Source organism: Methylobacterium sp. Leaf100, assembly GCF_001422845.1.
In the GTDB taxonomy this organism is placed as follows: Bacteria; Pseudomonadota; Alphaproteobacteria; order Rhizobiales; family Beijerinckiaceae; genus Methylobacterium.
On sequence record NZ_LMMW01000045.1, the window covers coordinates 65,775 to 85,320 of the forward strand.

15 protein-coding genes are annotated in these 19,546 nt (G+C 66.9%); 5 read left to right on the plus strand and 10 right to left on the minus strand.

What is annotated here, in order from left to right:
- Positions 1-35 precede the first annotated feature (35 nt).
- The 9 genes from bcsN to ASF25_RS16375 all read right to left on the minus strand — a co-directional run bounded on the left by bcsN (position 36) and on the right by ASF25_RS16375 (position 15,245).
- Positions 36-1,061: a cellulose biosynthesis protein BcsN gene (bcsN, locus tag ASF25_RS16335; protein ID WP_244473065.1), complete on the minus strand. Its 1,026-nt coding sequence runs from the start codon at positions 1,059-1,061 to the stop codon at positions 36-38.
- Positions 1,058-3,049, minus strand: coding sequence for a tetratricopeptide repeat protein (locus ASF25_RS16340; RefSeq protein WP_056305920.1), 1,992 nt, complete (start codon positions 3,047-3,049; stop codon positions 1,058-1,060). The genes bcsN and ASF25_RS16340 overlap by 4 nt, the downstream gene beginning before the upstream one ends.
- Positions 3,034-4,269, minus strand: coding sequence for a glycosyl hydrolase family 8 (locus ASF25_RS16345; RefSeq protein WP_056305922.1), 1,236 nt, complete (start codon positions 4,267-4,269; stop codon positions 3,034-3,036). The genes ASF25_RS16340 and ASF25_RS16345 overlap by 16 nt, the downstream gene beginning before the upstream one ends.
- Positions 4,266-6,884, minus strand: a complete 2,619-nt coding sequence (locus tag ASF25_RS16350) for a cellulose biosynthesis cyclic di-GMP-binding regulatory protein BcsB (RefSeq protein ID WP_056305924.1) — start codon at positions 6,882-6,884, stop codon at positions 4,266-4,268. Before ASF25_RS16350 ends, ASF25_RS16345 begins: the two co-directional genes overlap by 4 nt.
- Positions 6,884-9,349 (minus strand): UDP-forming cellulose synthase catalytic subunit, encoded by a 2,466-nt coding sequence (bcsA, locus tag ASF25_RS16355; protein ID WP_056305926.1) that lies wholly within the window; start codon positions 9,347-9,349, stop codon positions 6,884-6,886. Before bcsA ends, ASF25_RS16350 begins: the two co-directional genes overlap by 1 nt.
- Positions 9,350-10,005: 656 nt before the next feature.
- On the minus strand, positions 10,006-10,782 hold the full coding sequence (gene bcsS / locus ASF25_RS16360; protein WP_056173566.1) for a cellulose biosynthesis protein BcsS: 777 nt from the start codon (positions 10,780-10,782) through the stop codon (positions 10,006-10,008).
- A 354-nt stretch (positions 10,783-11,136) separates the two neighbouring features.
- Positions 11,137-13,548, minus strand: a complete 2,412-nt coding sequence (locus tag ASF25_RS16365; protein ID WP_056305928.1) for a response regulator — start codon at positions 13,546-13,548, stop codon at positions 11,137-11,139.
- A 265-nt stretch (positions 13,549-13,813) separates the two neighbouring features.
- Positions 13,814-14,815: a glycosyltransferase gene (locus tag ASF25_RS24000; protein WP_082502841.1), complete on the minus strand. Its 1,002-nt coding sequence runs from the start codon at positions 14,813-14,815 to the stop codon at positions 13,814-13,816.
- A gap of 214 nt (positions 14,816-15,029) precedes the next feature.
- Positions 15,030-15,245, minus strand: coding sequence for a hypothetical protein (locus tag ASF25_RS16375; protein WP_056173552.1), 216 nt, complete (start codon positions 15,243-15,245; stop codon positions 15,030-15,032).
- A 727-nt stretch (positions 15,246-15,972) separates the two neighbouring features.
- Between ASF25_RS16375 and ASF25_RS16380 the strand changes: the two genes are divergently transcribed.
- Complete coding sequence (locus ASF25_RS16380) at positions 15,973-16,173, plus strand: hypothetical protein (protein ID WP_056173547.1); 201 nt, start codon at positions 15,973-15,975, stop codon at positions 16,171-16,173.
- Between the two features lie 729 nt (positions 16,174-16,902).
- Here the strand turns inward: ASF25_RS16380 and ASF25_RS16385 are convergent.
- Entirely contained in the window at positions 16,903-17,103 is a 201-nt protein-coding gene (locus ASF25_RS16385; protein ID WP_056173544.1) for an Rmf/CrpP family protein, read from the minus strand.
- A gap of 497 nt (positions 17,104-17,600) precedes the next feature.
- Here ASF25_RS16385 and ASF25_RS23915 point away from each other — a divergent pair, with 497 nt between their 5' ends.
- The 4 genes from ASF25_RS23915 (at position 17,601) to ASF25_RS16400 (ending at position 19,397) form a co-directional block, all read left to right on the plus strand.
- Entirely contained in the window at positions 17,601-17,732 is a 132-nt protein-coding gene (locus tag ASF25_RS23915) for a hypothetical protein (protein ID WP_274533798.1), read from the plus strand.
- Positions 17,733-18,079: 347 nt separating this feature from the next.
- The gene (locus ASF25_RS16390) at positions 18,080-18,280 is read left to right on the plus strand and encodes a hypothetical protein (RefSeq protein WP_056305931.1); all 201 of its coding nucleotides are present in this window, start codon (positions 18,080-18,082) and stop codon (positions 18,278-18,280) included.
- A gap of 147 nt (positions 18,281-18,427) precedes the next feature.
- Positions 18,428-18,649, plus strand: coding sequence for a hypothetical protein (locus ASF25_RS16395; protein WP_056305933.1), 222 nt, complete (start codon positions 18,428-18,430; stop codon positions 18,647-18,649).
- A 478-nt stretch (positions 18,650-19,127) separates the two neighbouring features.
- Complete coding sequence (locus ASF25_RS16400) at positions 19,128-19,397, plus strand: hypothetical protein (protein ID WP_156369040.1); 270 nt, start codon at positions 19,128-19,130, stop codon at positions 19,395-19,397.
- Positions 19,398-19,546: the final 149 nt, after the last annotated feature.

Sequence of the window (19,546 nt, forward strand, 5' to 3'; positions counted from 1 at the left end):
ATCGCGATCGCGGGAAAGACGCCGTCGCGGGCGTTTCAGCGAGGGCTGCGCTGGCCGGGGCGATAGGCCTGGGCTGGAAGGTCCGACGATACGGCCTCACCGCCCGTCGGCCGCCCGACCGGATTGGGCGCGGGCGTCGGAACCCCGCGGGCCGGCGCCTCGGGCTGCTGGATCACATCGGTGATGTACCGGCCGCCGGGCGCGGGACCCGGTACGGCACCCGGCACCGGACGGGTGACGGGTGCCGCGACGGCCTCGTTCGAGGGCGCCGGGGCGATGAATCGGCGACCGGCCGCTTCCGGTACGGCGCCGGCCTTGGGCGCGGGCTCGGGTCTCGTCCGTGCCTCGACCGGCCGCGGCGGCGTGGCGCGCTCCCTCCGCGCCGTCTCTGCGCCCGCGACCGGGCGGGGGCGGCGCCGGATGCGGGTGGGCTCGGTGCCGGCAGGCGCGATCCCCACATCCGCCCGGGGACGCGCCATAAGGTACAGTCTCATGCTCTCCACGGCTGCGATGAGGTCCGGCAGGCTGGCCTGCTCGGTCCGGCACAGGCGGATGCGGAGCGACAGCGCCCCGATGGGATCGGGTCGGCTCAGGGCGCCGAACAGGCGCGGTCGGCCGGAGGCCTGCATCATGGCGGGGGTCAGGTCGATCCACTGCCAGGCGTAGAGACAGTCGGCGCCCACGGCCATGCCGACGGGGCCGTAGGCGTTCCGGCGCGGAACCGGAAGCACGCGCAGGATCTGACCGGGAAACAGGGCGGCGATCTCGGCGTCGATCCCGGCGCGGTTCGGCCGCGCCAGGTTCGCCGGAAAAGCCAGGACGAGATCGGCGGTCTGAGTGCGCAGGGCGAGATTCGCCGCATTGGTGCCGGCGCCACCGCTGAACTGGATGCGCTGATCGAAGCCGTCGCGCACGAGGGTGTCGTTCGTGGCGACCACCCGCCCGGCGCCCGGCAGGCGCAGCACGGGCGCCGCCTGCGCCGCCGGGCCGATGGCGAGCAGGGCCAAGGCCGCGGTGGCGGCGAACCGGGCAGCAGGAAATCGGCGTACGTGGTGGATCAAGGCAGGCCCCGTCGAGTGTCCGCGCCGGTTGCGTCGAGCGCCGAGGCGCGGCCGGGCGCCGAGAAACGATCGTCCTCGGAAACCGAGCGACCCGGCACCGCCGTCCGCTCCGCCTCCTGCTGCCGCCACAAGGTACCGGCGGCCGGAAGCGGCATCCCGCTCGGCTTGTCGCTGCCGTTGTAGCCGGGCAGCAGGGCGAAGCCGTAGCGCTCGTAGGGCATGGCGCCCGCGCCGGGAACCCGGCGTGCCACGAGGGGTGGCGCCGGCATGACCGGTTCCGGCGCATAGGTGCCGGGCGGGTTTTCGGTCACGAGGCGCTGCGCCGACGGCGCCGGAAAGCGCAGCGGGTTGTCGAGGGCGACGGCGAGGGGGAATTCCTTGCGCTGGATCGCGGGCGGCAGGCCGGCGGCGCCCGGGGCGGACGTTCCGGGCTTCGGCACCCGGCCATAGCTCGGCTCGGCAGCCGGCGGTGCGGCGGCGGCCTGCCGCGCAGCGGGCTGAGGCGTCGCTTGGCACGGCAGTGGCGGTCCGCCCACATCCTCGCGGAACAGGAGGTCCACCACCTTCGGGAACAGGCCGTCGTAGCGGTTGATCACCTCGAGATACTCGCGCTGGCGCTTGAGCCGTTGCAGGGTCAGGGCGTAGCCGAGCACCGTGGTCTCGCCCGGGAGCCAGGCGACGCCCCGCTGGAACCACTCCAGGGCCGCCTCGAACTGGCAGGAATTGTAGGCGTACCAGCCGAGGGCCTGGGCGCCCTCGCCCGAGCCGGACGCCGCGACCACTTTCGCGTAGCGCTCGATGCGGGCCGGCTCGACGAAGGGTGGGTTGGCCTGCGTCAGGCGGCGCTCCAGCAGATCGATGTAGAGGATTTCGTTGCCGACGAAACGGTCCCGCCACGCATAAGCTACCTCCTCGGCGTCCCGCACCCGATTGAGGGCCCGCAGGGTGTGGGCGAGGCCGTGCGCCACCATGGCGTCGCCGCCATGCGCGATGGCGAGCTTGAACCAGTCGAGGGCGTCGCGATACTGGCGCCGCTTGTAGCCGTACCACCCGAGCAGGCTGGTCTGGCCTGGATCGTTCGACGCCTTGGCGTAGGCCTGGAACGCCGCGAGGTCCGGAACCTTGGGTTCCTGGGCCGGGTCGTCGTGCAGAAACGCGGCGATCTGCGCACGGGTGATGTCGAGGCGGATCGGATCGAACTCGGCTTTCCCGTCGCCCTTCCGGTCGGCCTCGCCGCGGCCGAGGGCGATGAGTTCCTCGGCCTGAGCCATCTTCAGGTAGGCCATGGCCTTCTGGATCGTGGCCCGGCGCGCGCCCGCATCGGCGTTGCCCTGAAGCACCGAGCGATAGAGCGTCTGCGCCTCCTCGGTGCTGCCCATGGCGGCGAGGCTGTCCGCGATGGTCCAGATGCTCTCGACGTCGGACGGGTCGACTGCGGCCTGGTCGGCCCGATACAGCGCGACCACATCCTCGGCGCGCTTTGCCCCCTGTGCGGTACCCAAGGCGGTGATCCGGCTTCGGAATTCGGCCCGCAGGAGCTTGCGCGTCAGTTCTTCGGAGGGTTGCCAGGCGGGGTCGGACGCCCGGCGGTTGGCGATCGCCTCCCGCAGGTCGTCGAAGCGGCCGGCGGTGAAGAGGTCCCAGAGCGGGGCTTCCTCCGGCGGGCTCGGCTTCAGGGTGTCGAGGTCCTCCGGCTCGGTCCAGCCCGGATACAGCCGCTTCAGACGGCCGATCTCGGCCTTCATCCGGGCCGTCTGCTTCTGGGCCGCGTAGTAGCGCAGGGCGCTCTCGTCCACCATGCCGGGGGTCGCGGCGGTGGTGGGAGCCGCCAGGATGGCGGGCGCACGCGCACCATCGCCATAGACGACCTGCCGACCGGGCGTCGGCGTCTGGGCGAATGCGGCCCCGGCGACACCGCCGGCGAGGAGGAGCCCGAGGCCGACGCGCACGGCTTCGCTGCCGAAGGAACGGCTCAGCGCTTCAGGCATGACGCGTACCTCATCCGAACCGCGACCATGCTGAGGAGCTGCACCGTCGTCGGATAGTAGTTCTCGGTGTCGCGCACCGTCTCGAAATCGGCCGGAACGGCCCGGCCATCGGCGGCGCAGGCCACGAGGCTGGCCAGCGCGGCGTAGCCCCTCTCCGTGAGCCATTCGACGGCGCGCCCGTCGCGGGTGTCGACGATGGGCAGGCGATCGACGTCCGTGCTGTTCCACAGGGTGGCGAACGGCGCGTAATCCTCCGGGCGTCCCACCCCCGCCCAGGCGAGATAGAGCGGCACGCGGATCGCGTTGTAGGAGAACAGCGCCGGAAAGCCGTCGGCCGGGCGGGGCTCCGCCTTCATGGAGATCCACTCCGTGGGAAGGCGTGACGGTCCGAACCGGGCTTGGCGCAGGATGTCGATTCCGCTCCGGATCAGGCCCTGCCAATCGTATTCCGGGGCAACGAGACCGAGGCGCTGGAACGCCGGAAACACCCAGTAGGACAGGTTCACGAGCGGACCGTCCGGTCGGTCGGCCGCCGAGAACCCCGCCACCGCCGGAAGCAGGAGAGTGCCGTGCGGGTCCTTGAACAGCATCGCCTTGCGGCCGACCTCGACGGCGATGCGGCGCGCGGCCGTGCGGTAGGCGCCTTCGCCCCAGGCTTCCGCCGCCTCGGTGAGGGCCCAGGCGACGAGGAGGTCGCCATCCGTGGCGTCGTTCAGGTCGGACACGGCCGGGCGCTGGTCCGGCGCCCAGCGCCAGGCCAGGAGCGCGTCGGAGCGAACCATCAGGTTGGCGCGGGTCCAGCCCCAGATCCGCTCGAAGGTGGCGCGGTCGTCGGCGGCCACCGCCAGGAGCATGCCGTAACCTTGGCCTTCGCTGTGGCTGATGGACCCGTTCGCCGTATCGACGACACGCCCCGCCGCGGTGACGAACCGGGCGCGGTAGGTGCGCCATCCGGGCGAATCCCCGAGGGCGCCCGCCAGAACCGGGACTGTGGTCGCTGGGCCGCTCCCATCGCCCGGGGCGGACGGCAGGGCGGTGGATGGCGGCACGGCGGTTCCCGTGGGAGCGGGACGGGACATCTCGCGCGTCGGCTCGTCGGCCGGCTCGGCTTTCTGGGCCTGCGCCGGTTTCGGTGTGGTCTGCGCGGGCGCGATGGACGGGGCGAGGCCGAGGGCGGCCGCCATGACGAGCCCGCTGACGCGGTGGACGAGCGGCGTCATCGGTTGCTCCGGCCGACATCGCGCACCAGGGCGGCCGTCGCCAAGCCGAGGCAGAGCGCCACCAGCAGCATCAGGACCACGTAGATCGCGGGATTGAGGGACAGCCACGCGGCGGCCAGCAGCCAAAGGTTCGACAGGCTGCGCGGCTGGGTCTCGATCACGCTCACGCTCTCCGGCTGGTCGATGGTGAAGGTGCCTTCCGCCGCGTCGAGGAAGGCGGCACGTCCGAAGAGATTCGTCCAAACCCGCGGATCGACGAGGCAGGACGCCGAAGCCTTGAGGAGCCACGCATTCGGAGCGGTCACCAGGACGACGCTGGAATCGAACGAGGCACCGGCGCCCTGGGCGACGATCAGGGAGGCCCGGGCATCGAAGGTCTCGACGGACTTGCCCGGCGCCATCCCGACCCCGTCCACCAGGGCGTGCCACACCTGCTGGACGCGATCCGAGATGGCATTGCCGGCGTCCGCCAGGGTGTCGAGGGAGGACGGGCCGGCGCGCAGGCGCTGGTCCCACTTGGCGACGAGGTCCCCTGACGAGGAGCCGCCGTCGCCGTCGGCGCCCGAGAGCTGGACGAGGGGCGAGGCGGTCTGCATCGGGGCCGGGACCGGTGTGGCGGGCGGTCCGGCGCGGCGCTCGCGGACCCGTTCGGCGGCTCCGTCCGCGAGGCGAAGCGGCATCACGGCGGATGGCAAGGCACAGCGCATGGGAACGTTGCGCCGGAGCCGGTCGAGGGTGAGGATCCCTTCGGCGCCGGCGGGTCCCGGCGCCGCGACGGTCTCGGCCCGACCCTCCCAGCCCTGCCGGATACGGTCGGGGTCGAGGCCCACGGACGCGACGGTGGCAGGATTGAGTGCACGGGCGGGGGCGACCACGAGGGCGGGGCCGCGCCCGCCCTCGTGGTCGGAGGTCACCTCGAAGTCGATGATCCGCTTGGCCGCGATGGCGAGGCGGGCGGCGATCACCGCGGCGGCGGCGGCCGAATCCCGGTCCGGCGTCGGCAGGACGAGCCGGGGCTGGCCTCCGGCGGCGATGAACGGGATCGCCCCGCCCTTCACGGCGGCGAGATCCGGATTGCGCACGGCGCGCGCGAGGCGCGGAATCACGATGCGCGTCTTCTGGAGGAGCAGGAAGCGCGCCTGGGTCGAGCCCGGCTGCAGGGTGTCGCAGGTCCGGTCGGCGTCCGTCGGCACCTGGGCGGAGATGTCGATCCGGTTCAGGCCGGGCCGCCACAGGCCGAGGGGGAGCGGAACCGCACTGTCCTCGAACAGCTCCCCATTGGCATAGGCCAGGGGGACGCTCGCGGCGTTCCGGCCGTTGACGTCGACGATGATCCGCGCCTCCGGCGACAGGCGCGCGGCGGAGGCCCCGGCCAGATGGAGCATCACCTTCCCGTAATCCGCCGGAACGAAATCGGCGGGCAGCCGGAGTTCGAACCGCGTGCGCAGCAGGCGGCCGTTGAATTCCTGCGAGGCGATGCCGACGGCATCGAGGCTCAGGGTCTCGCCACCCGTGACCTCGTAGCCACGGGTGAGGTCGGCGAGATCCTCGCCCCCGGCCCCCTCCGGTGCCCGCGCCCGCGCCAGGGTCTGGATCGCCTCGGCCACGTCGCCGTCGCCCGCACCCGTGACCACGAGGGTGGGGGCACGGTCGCTCCGGTCGGGAAGCAGCGCGAGCTTGGGTCCCGTGATCGCGCCGAGGTCGGCCACGCCGTCGACGCCGCGCAACTCTTCGGCCGTGCCGACCACGAGGTTGAGGCCGGCACGGCCCGCCATCGGACCGCCGAACTCCACGGCCGGCCGCGCGAGGCGCCCGACCAGGGCGATCGCCTGAACCGCCCCGATCATGCGTCGCAGGCGTTTCAGGCTCGGTTTCTCGGTGAGCAGGACACGCACCGGCAGGGCGCCGCTCTCGTCCGGTTCGAGCGCCGCGAGGTTGCGCAGGTCGAGGTCCTGGCCGGCGGGCTGAACCACCAGCCCCGTTCGGGACGGATCGATCTGGGTCCACAATTCGTAGGTGGCATCGACGGAGCAATCGACACGGTGGCGTTGGATCACGCTGAGCCGCACGGCATTGTAGCCCGGCTTCAAGCGACCGTCCGGTATCGCGAATTCGACCACTTTGACCGCGCCCGGCGCCTGAACCCGGGTCCAACCGATCTTCTCGTCGTTGACCGTGACGGTCAGCTCGGAGGATTCCGGGGCCACCGAGATCGCCGACAGGTAGGAGACGCGCATCCGGGCCGGGCCGCGGGCCTGACCGGGGGTGAGGAACACCGGATATTGCAGGCTGTCGGCCTCGCCCGAGAGGCGCATGCCGCGCGTCCCGGAGGGCAGTCGTCGCGCCGACGCGATGGTCGATCCGGCCTCGGTGACCCGGCCCGCCGTGGGACCGCCCGGGGGCGAATTGCCGAGCTTGGGGCCGCCCGTCGGGGCGGTGGCCGGGCGCTGCGTCTCGGGAGCCGGGGGCCCGCCGAACCGGTCGGAGGGTCTGCCGCCGAGGAACGTCTGTGCGTTCGCCGCGCCTGCGAGCAGGACCGTGCAGAGGCCCGTGGCCCGCACGATGCGGACCAGACGGCGGAGCCGTGGGACAGGCCGTCGCGAGAGCGTGCGCATCAGGATGCCACCGACTTGCGGCGATCGGCACGACCGCCCGAAAGCCGGCGCTCGTTCTCGAACTCGAGCATCAGGCGGACCCAGTCGCCGGCCCCTGCCTCGTGTGCGTTCGCCGTAGCCGCCGCGGGGGTCGGCCGGATCGGCGCCGGGCCCGGGGCGGTGGGACCCGAGCCCGCTGGACCCGGACCGGCCGACCCTGGGGCCGTGCCGAACTGGTCGAAATTCGAGTCGGGCGGACGTAGACCCAGGCGCGGGCTTTCGCTCGGACGGGTCTGGGTCGCCGCCGGGGCCTCGGCCGCGGGTGCCGGCACCGGCTTCGGCAGGAAGGCGTAGCGCAGGGCGCGCACGGGCTCGACCAAGCCCCACCACACGAACTGCAGCGTTCCGGTGAACAGGTCCTTGTGGCGCCGGCGGCGCAGCTGAAACCGGCGCATGGCGTCGGCTTCGCCGTACATCAGGCCCGACAGGGCGACGTAATCCTGTGTCGAGAGCGCACCGAAGCCGAGGCGGCAGATCGCCTCGTCACGCGTGCGCTCGACGCCGAGCAAGGTCACCGAGAGCGGGCCGGCCCTGCGGGCGCCCGGCACCGGCACCACCGACAGGCTGCCGGGCAGCGGCTTCAGCCCCATGCCGGGGGCGAGGAAGGCGGCATTCAGCCGAACCGTGCAGGCCTCGGCCGAGACGCGCTCCACCGTCACGTCGGTGACGCGGCCGCCCAGTGTCAGCGCGCCCTGGCGGTCGACGACGAGGGACGGCGTCCGCTCCGTCACCTTGCGCTCGGCGCAGACGCCCAAAGCCGCGCCGGCCGTGATCAGGTTGAAGAAGGTCCACAAGCCCACGACCAACATCAGGTTGGTAACCCCGGGCTCGAACAGGTAGCGATAAGCGGCGACGCCGCAGCCTGCGAGCAACAGCAGATAGACGGCGACGAACGGACCGGCCAGGGCGGAGAGGTGGTCGTGGTCGAGGGTGGCACCTTTGTTGGTGACGTTGAAGGTCGGTTTCCGCGGAGAGGCTATGACGGAGACGATGGCTTTGGCCAGGAACAGGCCCTGGATGTACTCGTATAGTTCGGAGACGAACGGCCAGCGGAACTTGCCGTAGACGTAGTTCTGCAGCATCAGGTTGATGACGATGTAGGTCGCCGTGTAGGCGATCGACTCATCGACGCTTGCGACGAAGATCTTCAGGTCAAAGAAGATGTGCAGCAGCGGCGCGAACATGAAGATCAGCCGCGGCACGGGGAAGAACCAGAACGTCATGCTCGACAGGTAGGCGACCTTCTGGATCGGCTCGAGACCCTTCTGGAACAGTGGATTCTTGAGCATCAGGATCTGGAACATCCCCTGGCACCAGCGCGAGCGCTGGCCGATGAAGTCCGTGAGCGTGTCGGGCTGCAAGCCGGCGATGAGGGGCTTGTCGACGTAGACGCTGGTCCAGCCGCGCGAATGCAGCTCGAACGCCGTCTCGCAATCCTCCGTGATGGTGATGCCGGAGAAGCCGCCGGCCTCGTCGAGGGCGGTACGCCGCAAGAGGGCCGCCGACCCGCAGAAGAACGAGCCGTTCCACTTGTCGAGGCCGCGCTGCGTCACCGAATAGAACATCTCGTTCTCGGACGGCATCCGGTCGAAGGTGCGCAGGTTCCGCTCGACGGGGTCGGGGTTCAGGAACGCGTGAGGGGTCTGGACCAGGAAGAGCCGTGGGTCCTGCGCGAAGTGACCGACCGTCTCGGTGAGGAACGAGCGGAACGGCACGTGGTCCGCATCGAACACCACGACGACGTCGCCACGTGCGTGCGCGAGGCCGTTGTTGAGGTTGCCCGCCTTGGCGTGCTCGTTGCGATCGCGGGTGAGGTAATGGCAACCGAGATCGCCGCACAGCCGCTGGAGGTCGATCCTGCGCTGGCGCGCCGCCGCGGCCTTGGCGGGGTCGGCATCCGCACATTTCTGGTCCGTGCCGCCGTCGTCGAGCAGCCAGACGATGAGCTTGTCCGCCGGGTAGTCCATCTGCCGCGCGGCCGCGAGGGTCATCGCCAGGATGCTCTCGTCCTCGTTGTAGGTCGGCACGAACACGTCGACCTCGGGAAGGTCCGCCGCCGCCGCCAAGGGAGGCGGGGGACGCCTGAGGGGATCGGCGTTGATGATGAGGCTGACGAACAGAATGAAGACGCAGTAGAGTTCACCGAGCAGCAGCACCAGGCCGAAGCCGAAGCCGACGGGGTCCCCCGGGGATGGCAGGGTGTTCGTCACCCGCCACAGGACGTAGCGGAGCACCACCATGGAGCCGAGGGCGAGGAACACGAAGCGCGCACGCGGGCCGTCGAAGAACACCCACAACACCAGCATCGCCAGCATCGCGGCGAGACTCATCACGAGCTGGTTCTGAGCACCGACCGGCTGGCCGAGCAGGACGAGACCGGCAACGGTCGCGACGATCCACGCTAGCCATCGGACCCCGATCCTCACACGCCGCGCTCCTTCTTCGCCCACCGGACCTCGGTATGGCTCCGGGTTCTTTCCAAAGAGGCATGAAAGCCGGTTAATCAGGGCTTGTTTGCGTCGATGGACAAGCGCCGACAGTCGTCCTCGGGGCAGCCAGAAGGATCTGGAGCGGTCGCGTACGACCCGGACGGATCGGACACCGTCAAATTCGCGAAGGTGTCGATTTGCCAGAACGATGAATGCACGACGGCGATGCGAGGAGAGGATAGGTCCAGGATACGGAATCTATGACGTCGCGAGGGAATTCCCGGGCCCGACGATTGTTTTTCCCCCTGGTTGCAGCGGAAACGTCTCGCAAGGGCGCAACGGCGATCTGACAATCGGCCTCGGATGAAGAAATGTCTTGTGCGCTGCACAGTAAGGCGGTGACGGCGCCGGCGCCGGGCGATCGATGGAGGTCGAGCCGTCCGGGCATTCGGTGCCTGTGGTAGAATGTCGCTGCACGGTGCGAGGGTACCCGGACCCGAGCGCGTGTCACGCGAGCGATGCCGCCGCGGGGACCGATTCGGGTGGCGAACGCGTCCGACAAGATCGCAGACGTTCCGTCAGATCCACGCGATACTCGAGCGGTCCGGATCCGATTCGGCGGACATGACGCCCGGCCGTGCGCCGAGATCCCCTCAGAACTGCATGCGTGCTTCGAGACTCGAATAGTAGCCGCTGCCCTGGATGCGATCCTGGACGAAGCCCGCCGCCACCGACATCGCCACGGGCCCGAACCGGACGCCGGTCAGGTGCGCGCCGATACGGTACTGCCGGAAGAAATCGTCACCGAGGAACAGGGCCTCCGGGCCGAGATAGACGCCGTCGGCGACCATGTAGCCGGCCCGGACACGGGAGTAATAGGCGTTGAACTTGGTCGAGTACGAGCCGTAGGCCGAGACCATGGTCCGGTCCGTGGGGGTGGCGTAGAAATTGGCAGCGACCTTGAGGCCGACCCCGGTTCCGACGACGGGGTTGCCCGGATCGGCGATGGAAAGCTGGTTGCTGCGGACGTTGAAGCCGAGATAGCCGGCCAGTGCCGCATCGGCCCAGATCCACTCGTAGCCGAGCAGGCCCGCGCCCTCCTGCTGGTAACCGGTGACGCGCTGGGCGACGCCCTGTCCTGGATAGGAGTAGGTCCCCGCAGTGCCGTCGATGCGCACGCGCGGCCCGCTCTGGGTCAGGGTTCCGGCAGCCGCGATGGTCCCCGTCACCGAGCCGAAGGCGGAGCTGTTCGAGGTGACGCTGGTGGACCCGTCCACGGCGACGCGCCAGCTGTCGTCGATGCCTTGCGCCTCGGCGCCGGTGTACCATTCGGTGCTGGTGGTGCGGGGATTGGGAAGATCGGCGGCGAACACGGTCGCCGGAAAAGCGACGAGGGTGCCGAGAACGGCGGACGCCTTCAGGCCATGCATGGATCGAAGCTCGCTTTGTGCCCGCGAAAACCTGGGCTCAGATTCCTGAGAACCGCACGGTCCGATTCATGATCGATGAAGGTTAATATCCGTCTGCCGCGCAAAGTCTTCCAGAGCGCGGCCTGTGTCGTCCTGAGACATCGATGAGCATTCATGGACGGATGGCCGGTCGTACCATCGACGAACCCGACAGCTGCGCACGGCGAATGCCACAAGGCAGTGCGACCGGCGCGGCGCATGCGGTACGGGCGAAACCGGACCGGCGTTCTGGCGGGTGAACGACATGACCGCCTGGACCGGCCGTCGAGGCATCCCTGTCCCCCGGGCCGGTATCCCGGGGTGGCCGATCCCGTTTCAGGCAGCGTGGGCCAGGGGGGCCGCGGCGATGGCCGAGAGGATGGCGGCGAGGTCTTCCTCGCGGAACGGCTTGTCGAGCTGGAGGAACCGGCGGGCGGTGGCCGGCAGGTGGCCATGCGGTCCGGCAATGATGACGCGCACCCCCGGATGACGCTCGACCACCGTCGCGGCGAGTTGCAGGCCGGACATCACCGGCATGGCGTAATCGGTGATCATCGCGTCGAAGGCACCGTCCCGCATGAGCGCTTCGAGGGCATGTGCACCGGAGGCCGCCTGGACGACAGCATGGCCGAGATCGGTCAGCACCTCGGCGAGGCACGCCCGGACGAGACTGTCGCTCTCGACGAGGAGCACGCGTAGCAGGCGCGTCGCGCCAGCCCGCTCTGGGGCGGCCTCCGCGCGACGGGCCTCGGCCGGAAGCCAGAGGTCGGCGAGGAAGGGCTCGGCCCCCGACCCGTCCGATTGGATCGCGAAGCGGCCGCCGATTCCCGCGACCAGTTCCGCCACCGCCTCCAGCGGCGCGACCCCGGCCGGGGGCGATGGGCGTTGTCGTGCCGGGCGGCCGCTGGCCACGACGAGGCGGACATAGCGGCCCGCCAGGAGGCCGGGGAGGATCTCGGACTCGGTCTCGTGCGTGCTGCCTGCGACGGCGAACCCGTCGAAGCCGCAATCGCGGAAGTGGAAGGCGAGGTTGAGGAGTACGACCTCGATGACGGGTTCGCTGCAGCGCACGGTGGGCAGGTCGGCGGCCAAGCGGTTCATGACCGGCATCTCACCGAGCACCTGCGCCTGTAGGAACGGCAGGAACGACGCCACCGTCGCTGCGATGTCGGCCTCCGCGAGGCTTCCCTTGTCCGAACGGACCAGCCCGGCCATCCGGCGTGTCAGGGCGGCCCCGCGCGCGGCGCCGGCCAGGGCCCCATCCACCAGCCGCGCTTCGGCCGTGCCGAGGGCATGCCGCCGCTTCAGGATGCCGAGATTGGCCGTCACCACGGTGAGGGCGTTGTTGACGTCGTGGACGATGCCGTCGGTGACCCGTCGGAGGGGCGCGTCGCGCCGCCGCTCGTTGACGGCGGCCGTCGGCTCATGGCTGTCGTCCATTTCGCGGCTGAGGGCGAGGAGCCGGACACCGCCCTCCTCCGGGGCTTCGCCGCGCCGGAAGCGCACGAGGAGGCGGCGCTCTCCGCCCTCCGGGCCCGCATGGGAGGTGCGCAGCACCACGTCGTGCGGACCGTCCTCGGCCATGGCGGCCTCCATGGTCAGCCGCATCAGGGCGCGATCGGCCGGAAGAATGCCGTCGATCAGTTCGTCCAGCGCAATCGAGCGGTCGCCGGCGAGTCCGGTCTCGTGGCTGGGGTCCGTCCAGATCACCTGCCGGGTCGAGGGATCGACCTCCCACAGGGTCCAGCCCGACATGGCCTCGAAGGTGCGCAGGCGTGCGCGGATCCGGCCGAGCCCCGTGCGGGCATCCCGCGTCCCGCGATCGTCGCGCGGTGCGAGGAAGTCGCGTGCCCGCTCGAGGTCGTCGATCTCGGTGATCCGTGCCGCCTCGTCGGGTGCCGAAACGGTGTCGAGGGGGCGGGCCAGGCGCCGCAGGCGCCGGGCGGGATGCATCGCGACGGCGTAGCCCAGTCCCGTGCCGCCGAAGATCATGGTGAGGACGAGGAGTGCGAATGTCCGGTCCGGGAGCCGGACACTCGCGGGCGCCGGCGCCATCACCGAGGTGACCGCCCAGCCGGTGCTCGCCAATCCCTGAGCGCCGCTGGTCTGCGTCGTGGCTTCGACGGCGCCGTCGGGCAGCGGACGCGGAGGGGCGACACCCGAGAGCGGGATTCCGTCCGCACCCGTCACGCTGAGGGCGAGTCGGGATGTGGACACGGCGAGGCCGTCGCGCACGCGGGCTTCCAGTTCGCCGAACCAAGCCGGTCCGACGCGCAGCACGAGATGATCGCCGCCCAGTGCGACGCTGAGATGAACGGCGCCGCGCTCCGTCGCCACGGCGATGTCGGCCCCGCGGGCTCGGCGGAACCAAGCCTGACCCACCGGCGCGCTGCCACCGCCGCCGGAGACCCGCACGGCACCGTCGGCACCCACCAGCATCGCGTCGGCGTAGGTTGGATGGAGGCCGAGCCATTCGCGAAGGGTGTCGCCGCGCCGCTCGTCGTCCGCCGCCGACTCGCCGACCTTCAGGAGCATGGCTGCCGAACGGGCATCGGTCTCGACGGATTTCAATCCGAGGTCGATCGCTCCCGCGAGGTTGCGTGCCGCGAGGCGCGCGGTCTCCCGCATCTCGAGGGATTCCCGGCCGGTGGGCAGAATCAGCCACGCGCCGACGCAGGCGAGGCCCGCCACGAGTCCGACCTGGACGCCGTTCACGACCTTCAGCGAGATCCGCAATCGCTCGAGCATGAGTATCCGGTTCCACCGCAATCGGGCGCGAAGCGTCACCGACGCGCCTATGTCTACCGGAGGCTGGAAGGGGCTAAGGACGCGTTAACAAGGCGCGTGGCGAAAGCAGAAGACACTCCGGCGCCCGATGATTCGGCCGGAATGGGGAGCATCGGTTGCCCGCTTCCCCCGGACGCCCGAAACGGCCTTCAGCCGGATCATCCAGCACGAGGCCGTCATGGGGCTGACCCGCAACCCGGACCCGTTGCGGCCATCGTTCGGGACTTCAGATAAAGAAACGCTCGCTGTTTTGCCGCTCGCTCCAATGATTGTTCGGTTTCCGGTACGTGTAGAATGCCGCCACTTCGAACCCGGAATCCGTTTCGTTTTTCATGAAATGAACGAATATCTTGTCACGATACTCGGCTTTGATCTCAGGCCGAGGAAGTGACTGATCGAAGTATGCCTGTATGATGACGTAAGTGCCGGTCATCTCGAAAAGTCCGTAGGGAACATAGGCGGCGGTCGCGTCTTCTTTCTTCTTATGTTCCAGGACGTTCGCTATCATCCGATCAAGAACCAGATCGATGTACGGGGAGTTCTTTCGTGCAGCCAGAACCCCGTTCATGAGGTCGAAATCCGTAACCTTCGTCATGCTCCAGCCTTTGCCGAACAGGATCAGGTCGTGAGAATTCAGCTTATCGAGCGTCTCCATCAATTGTGCAGGAGACGTCGGCCCGACATGCGCGTCGATATAGAAGCCACCGTATTCGCGTAGGAGGAAAAAGCGGGCGATGTCCGATTTGGCGGAAGGCAGACGAATAGCTTTGAAGATCGGCACAAATGCCTGCGGCATCAATGGTACGACATCGTCATCGGAAAATACCGTGAACTTCGGGTAGATGGCACGCCAAGCCGGCGCTGCCGGAGGCTCCTTCAGATCCTGACTCACCCAATACATGAAAACCATACTGTTTTCGGCATGAGAATTGAGCAGCGGGTTGTCTCTAACGTATTGTTGTCGTGCTACAGGTGCGGGGGAATGGGATTCCTTCTCCCATCCTTTCCGACCTTCTGCCAATCCATGACCGAGAAAGTGCACCAGCGGATTCAGACCGCTCGCTTTGACATCGGGATTCGCCGCGAGATACCCGTCGCCACTGAAGCCGCGGCTTGGATCTCGCCCCTCTTTCCATCCATGCGTCAGATAGTGCTGCAGCGGGGTGCCCGAGAATTGTCGGACATCGGCATAGGCAGCGAGGTAAAACTTCTCGTCGAATCCCGGCATTCGGCTCGCCGGAAAGTCGGAATCGAGTTTTCGTGTGAAGTTTCGTAGTCTCATCGGCGATCTCGTAGCGCAGAGCGCAGCGCGTTGGAACCACCCACCAATCCGGAAGCGGGAAGCCGCGTGCCGGTCCCGGTCGCTGACGCCTTGCCTGAGGCCCATTGGTTCTCTTAACCGTCGTGAATTTCGGGCCGATCCGCTCTCGGCCGAATAAGGTTTAAAGCCTGACGCGCCTCAACTCGGTGCCGCTGTCGTCGCAGATGACGAGGTGCCAACCGATGTAAAGTGTTCGGGTCACGCCTATGAATCTCAGTTCATCGATGGCCGACACAGCCTGAGCGATTGCGTGATCGAGATCGTCTGTTTCGACGCCGATCTCATCTCGGAATACTGTTCGATCATCTTCCAGGTCAAAGCGGTAGCGCGTCGGCACGTTGGTGTCTCTGGATTGAGGTATTCCATCACTCTTCCTCACCTTAGCGCATTATGGGGAAGAACGCATTGTTTGACCGATGCGGAAGCTTGATGTTTTTCGATCTTGTATTCTTATTGGTTCCCTCCTGCGTAAGGTCGATGACGGCGGACGAACCCGAGCTCCACGGTTGGGCGTTGCTGTTGGCATCGCCCGTTTCGAAGGTTGGAGGGCACATTTTCGTGTGCTTCTGATATATGTGAATGCCGAGGGCGCCACCTGGTCGCATCTTCCAATGACTATAGAAATCCGTCGGGGCTCGGGGTCTGTTTTATCGGGCTGGACCAATGCTCAAGTCGCCATCGTCGTAGTGTAAGTATCTTTTGACCGAGTTGTTATTTTATTAATTACATAAATAATAGTCCGGTATGATCTGTCTGGGCGTATCACTATGTTTTTTAAATATACGCTTAAAAACAATTCGTCAATAAGAGAAATTTGATCATCAATATTCGAATATTCAACTTGCGCGATGATTTGTCTCTCCGGAATATTTTTAATTTCTGAAACGGTTCCATGAGTCGGATTAGCGAGAGATCAAAATCGTGACAGGCGCCATTGTGCAAGGCGGTTGTCTTGTCGATTTCAAGGTTGAGCGCCTGTAATATTTGCACCGATATTTCCGAGAACGTCGCCGCGCAATCGTGGTGGCGCAAAAGAGCGCAACGCCTTGAGCGAGGGAGAAACGATGTCCGATCCGCAGGATGGTAAGGAACTGGACGCTGCGACCCGTGAGCGGCTCGGTCGACTCACGCTCGCTCTCGCGGAGGACATCTTCGATTCGGGGGACGCCCACCTTGCCACGCTGATGCGTGTGTTGATGAAGGAGGTCGGCCGGGTGATCACGCGGAACCTCGACGACTCTCAGAACGAGTACTGGACCCAGTAGCGCTATTCGGCGAGCCCGATCGGGCGGCTTCGGAAAAGCCCGCCGCAGCCGGAGCTGGGCGGGTGGAGGTAGCGTCTCACGAAGCGTCCCCTGTGGGGAGAAAGCGCTTTGGCAGAGAACGCCACAGCTGCGAATCACACGGGTTATTTCTCGCTGCGTTTCGGATGCGGATCCCGTCTCAACGGTCTCGTGTCTCGGTCGTCCGAGAATCCTGTGTCTTGTTCCCATCGGCTGCGGGTGATGCGCCTGCAACGCCCGTATTCCCAAAACCGCCACCCATCTCACCGGCCTTCATTTGCTCACCCTTATGCATCTCACCGGCCGTGCCCGCCGGTGAAGTCCTCGACGGGACCGTCGTCTCGGGTTCCTGTGCATTCGATATCCCCCCGCTTACAATCAGAAAAGCCGAGGCAAAAAATAGGTTATAATCTTCGGCATTTTGTTCTCCATGTGCGGTAGTATTAAAATTCGTTCGAAAAATTATTGTTCCAATAGATATTAGTGGATCAATCAAATATAAAATCTTATTATTAGGGAATACGGATCTGGTCTGGCGTCGATCCATTTCAGCGAGTGGCAACCCATGGTGGCCGGGTCTCTCCCATGTCCGCCTTACTGTTTGAGCAATTCGTGTCTCCCCCTCCCTCGGCTTTCCGCTCGAACCGAGTCACAAAAAGCCCGCCGCGGATCGCTCCGGGCGGGTGAGGAGAAGAGAACGCGTGGCGCGTGCTACTCGGCTGCCTTCTGCGGGTCGATCGTTCCGGATTCCGTTCCGGTATCGTCGGTCGCGGCCTCGTCGAAGGCCTGCATCCACGCAACGTAATCCGCAGTGCCTTCGGTGTAGGGGCAGGCCTCTCGGCTCCTGCCGTTGAGGCGGGCGTTCCGACCCTTGATGAAGGGACTGTCACTCGCGGTGGCGCCGTAGCTCATGTCATCATCTCCCTGGCGATCTGGAGTTCGCCGGGGGAAACGCGAAATCCGCCGAAGAGGATCATTGGAACTCAGCGCGTGCGACGAAAAACCCGCCGGGCTTCGCGCCGGGCGGGTGAAGTCGGGTCGACGAAAGAACCCCTTGGGAGGGGTATTCGTTCGTCGCAGCGGTTGTGTCGGATGCCAATGCCCTTCCCATTCACGAGTTCGCCAGCGTTCGCGTTCGAAGAGCACAAGACATCGTCGCGAACTCGATCCTGGTCGTCGGCCGCGATGCGGCTGCCGGCCGTCCGTTCGTGCCGTGAATCGTTCCACGTGTAGGACTTAGCAAGAACGACGCTCCCGATTACGACAATCGGCTCCGCTAGGCACGGCCGAGGTGCTGCGGTGAAGGCGCACCGAAACGTGAAGGTAGCCGCTCGGGGCGGCCCTATTTATACCAGTACTAAAGTACTAGATGACGTGGTGGGCTCCAAGGCCTCACGTGGGACGCAGCCATGATCGACGACCACGCTCCGACCGGCATCCGCCGCCAACTTCTCGTGTGGCTCGCCTATATCCGTATCGGGTTCTGGGTGCTGAAGGGGGCAGCACACGGGAGCCTCTCTTTCGCGAAGCGGCGTTCCTGAACTCCCCGCGGCTGGGATCTCGCCACGCGAGCGGGCGTAGGCCCACCGTCCCGTGGGCGCTCGTTCAGGAGCCGCACTGCTTCGCGCCGTAACCGACGCCAAGCCACCCCAAACGCTGCGTTCGGCGACCGGACTCTCGCCCTCTCGGCGGCAGAGGATGAATCTGGGCCGATCTCGCACTCGGTCCATCGGTGGGAACGATCCACCGGTGCGGCGTCTGCGATGTGGGTTGCGGCGCAGGGTCGCCTGGGGTCGAAAGCCAGGAACGAGGCTCCTGCCGTCGGGTTGAAAACATACACCGGCAGCCCTCCCGGCAGGGCCGACCCAGCCAAGCAACAGGAGTCACCATGTCGAACAAGCATTTGAAGACCGAGACCCCGACGGACGCAGATCTCAAAGGAAATCCGGGTATCGGGCAATCCAAAGGGATGACCGGCCACGAGTTCGAAGACATCGCGGCGGATTCGACCGTCGAGGGCGACATAGAGAACGAGACCAGGCCGGATGGCGGTATCGATCCGAGCCATCGCGGGCGTGGCAACGCCTGAGCGACGAGTTGCGACGGTCGCCGACCGAGGCGCCGCCGTGAGCGAATCCCGAATTCCGTGGTCAGGCTGCGAGCGAGTCGTTCTAGACCCAGCCACCATCGGCCGATGACCGCGCATCGTCTGTTCGATCTCGCTGGAGTGACAGTCATGAACGCGCAGAGCCGGTCCACCGCGACACCGCTCAAGACAACGCTGGACGTCGTCAACGCCGATTCTAAACCTGTCGGTCGCCAGAGTTCTACGATTGAACCGCAGCACCGCGCCGGAGACACCGTCGATAAGGTCGATCAGGTCAGCAGCATCACCCTGCTGGGTCTGGCCATCGTCGGCGCGGGGGTGACGCTTGTGTTTCATTGGCTTCTGGGCTGATCTCTCGCGGACGCACGATCGACTCCGCAGAAGCGGCGAGGCGATCGAGCCGCACCCGTTCGTCTGATCGTGTGGGTCCTCGGGACGTTACTCAGGACCTTCCGTCAGCTGCCAAAGGGATCGATGACCCTCCACCCCGACACCCATGCAACCCGACTCGCGAACCAACCGCGCGGCACCGATGACGGGTGCGGCCCTCCGCTTCGGCCATCCTACGAGTCGGAGAACCATCCCGGCGACAGGGGCGTTCGAATCGTCAGTCTCGCTCTTCTCGGGATGACCGTCGTCGGAGCGATCGCGATGATCGGCTTCAATTGGACGACTGGCTGACGGCCATCCGGTCCACGACGGTAAAGACGTCCATCGACAGCCGCAGCACCGATGATCGGCCAATCAGATGGAATGTCGTCGCGTTCCCAGCTGGGGCCGATCGAAAAAGCCCCGTGAAGCGTCGTTCGAGCGCCCCATAAGGAACGTCGTGCCGCGCCACGCATTCACTGAACAATCCATGCAACCCTGGCATACCAACGAGATCATCCGAATGCTGAACTACATCACGACCGACCATTTCGACTTCTCCGATGTGTCGATCGACGTCCGCCATACGCCGAGCGTCACGAATGGCAAGCGTCCCCTGGAGCTCGTCCGCGACGATCGCCGCGGCGAGGTCCGGGGATGGGACGACCTGCCGGCCAAGATCGTTCCTCCAACGTCCGACTTCGAGGGCTTCGGTTCGTTCTCGGGCTAGACCGTCAGAATCTTCGCGGTCGGGAGGCTCAGTCTGGGCCGCGTTCGACGCGTGTTCGCGAAAGGACAGCGGAGAGATTTGGTTCGGTCTCGTGCCGCAATGCCGCTGGCGTGGATACAGGCCATGGCTTAAGCGATCGCGTTGAGGTG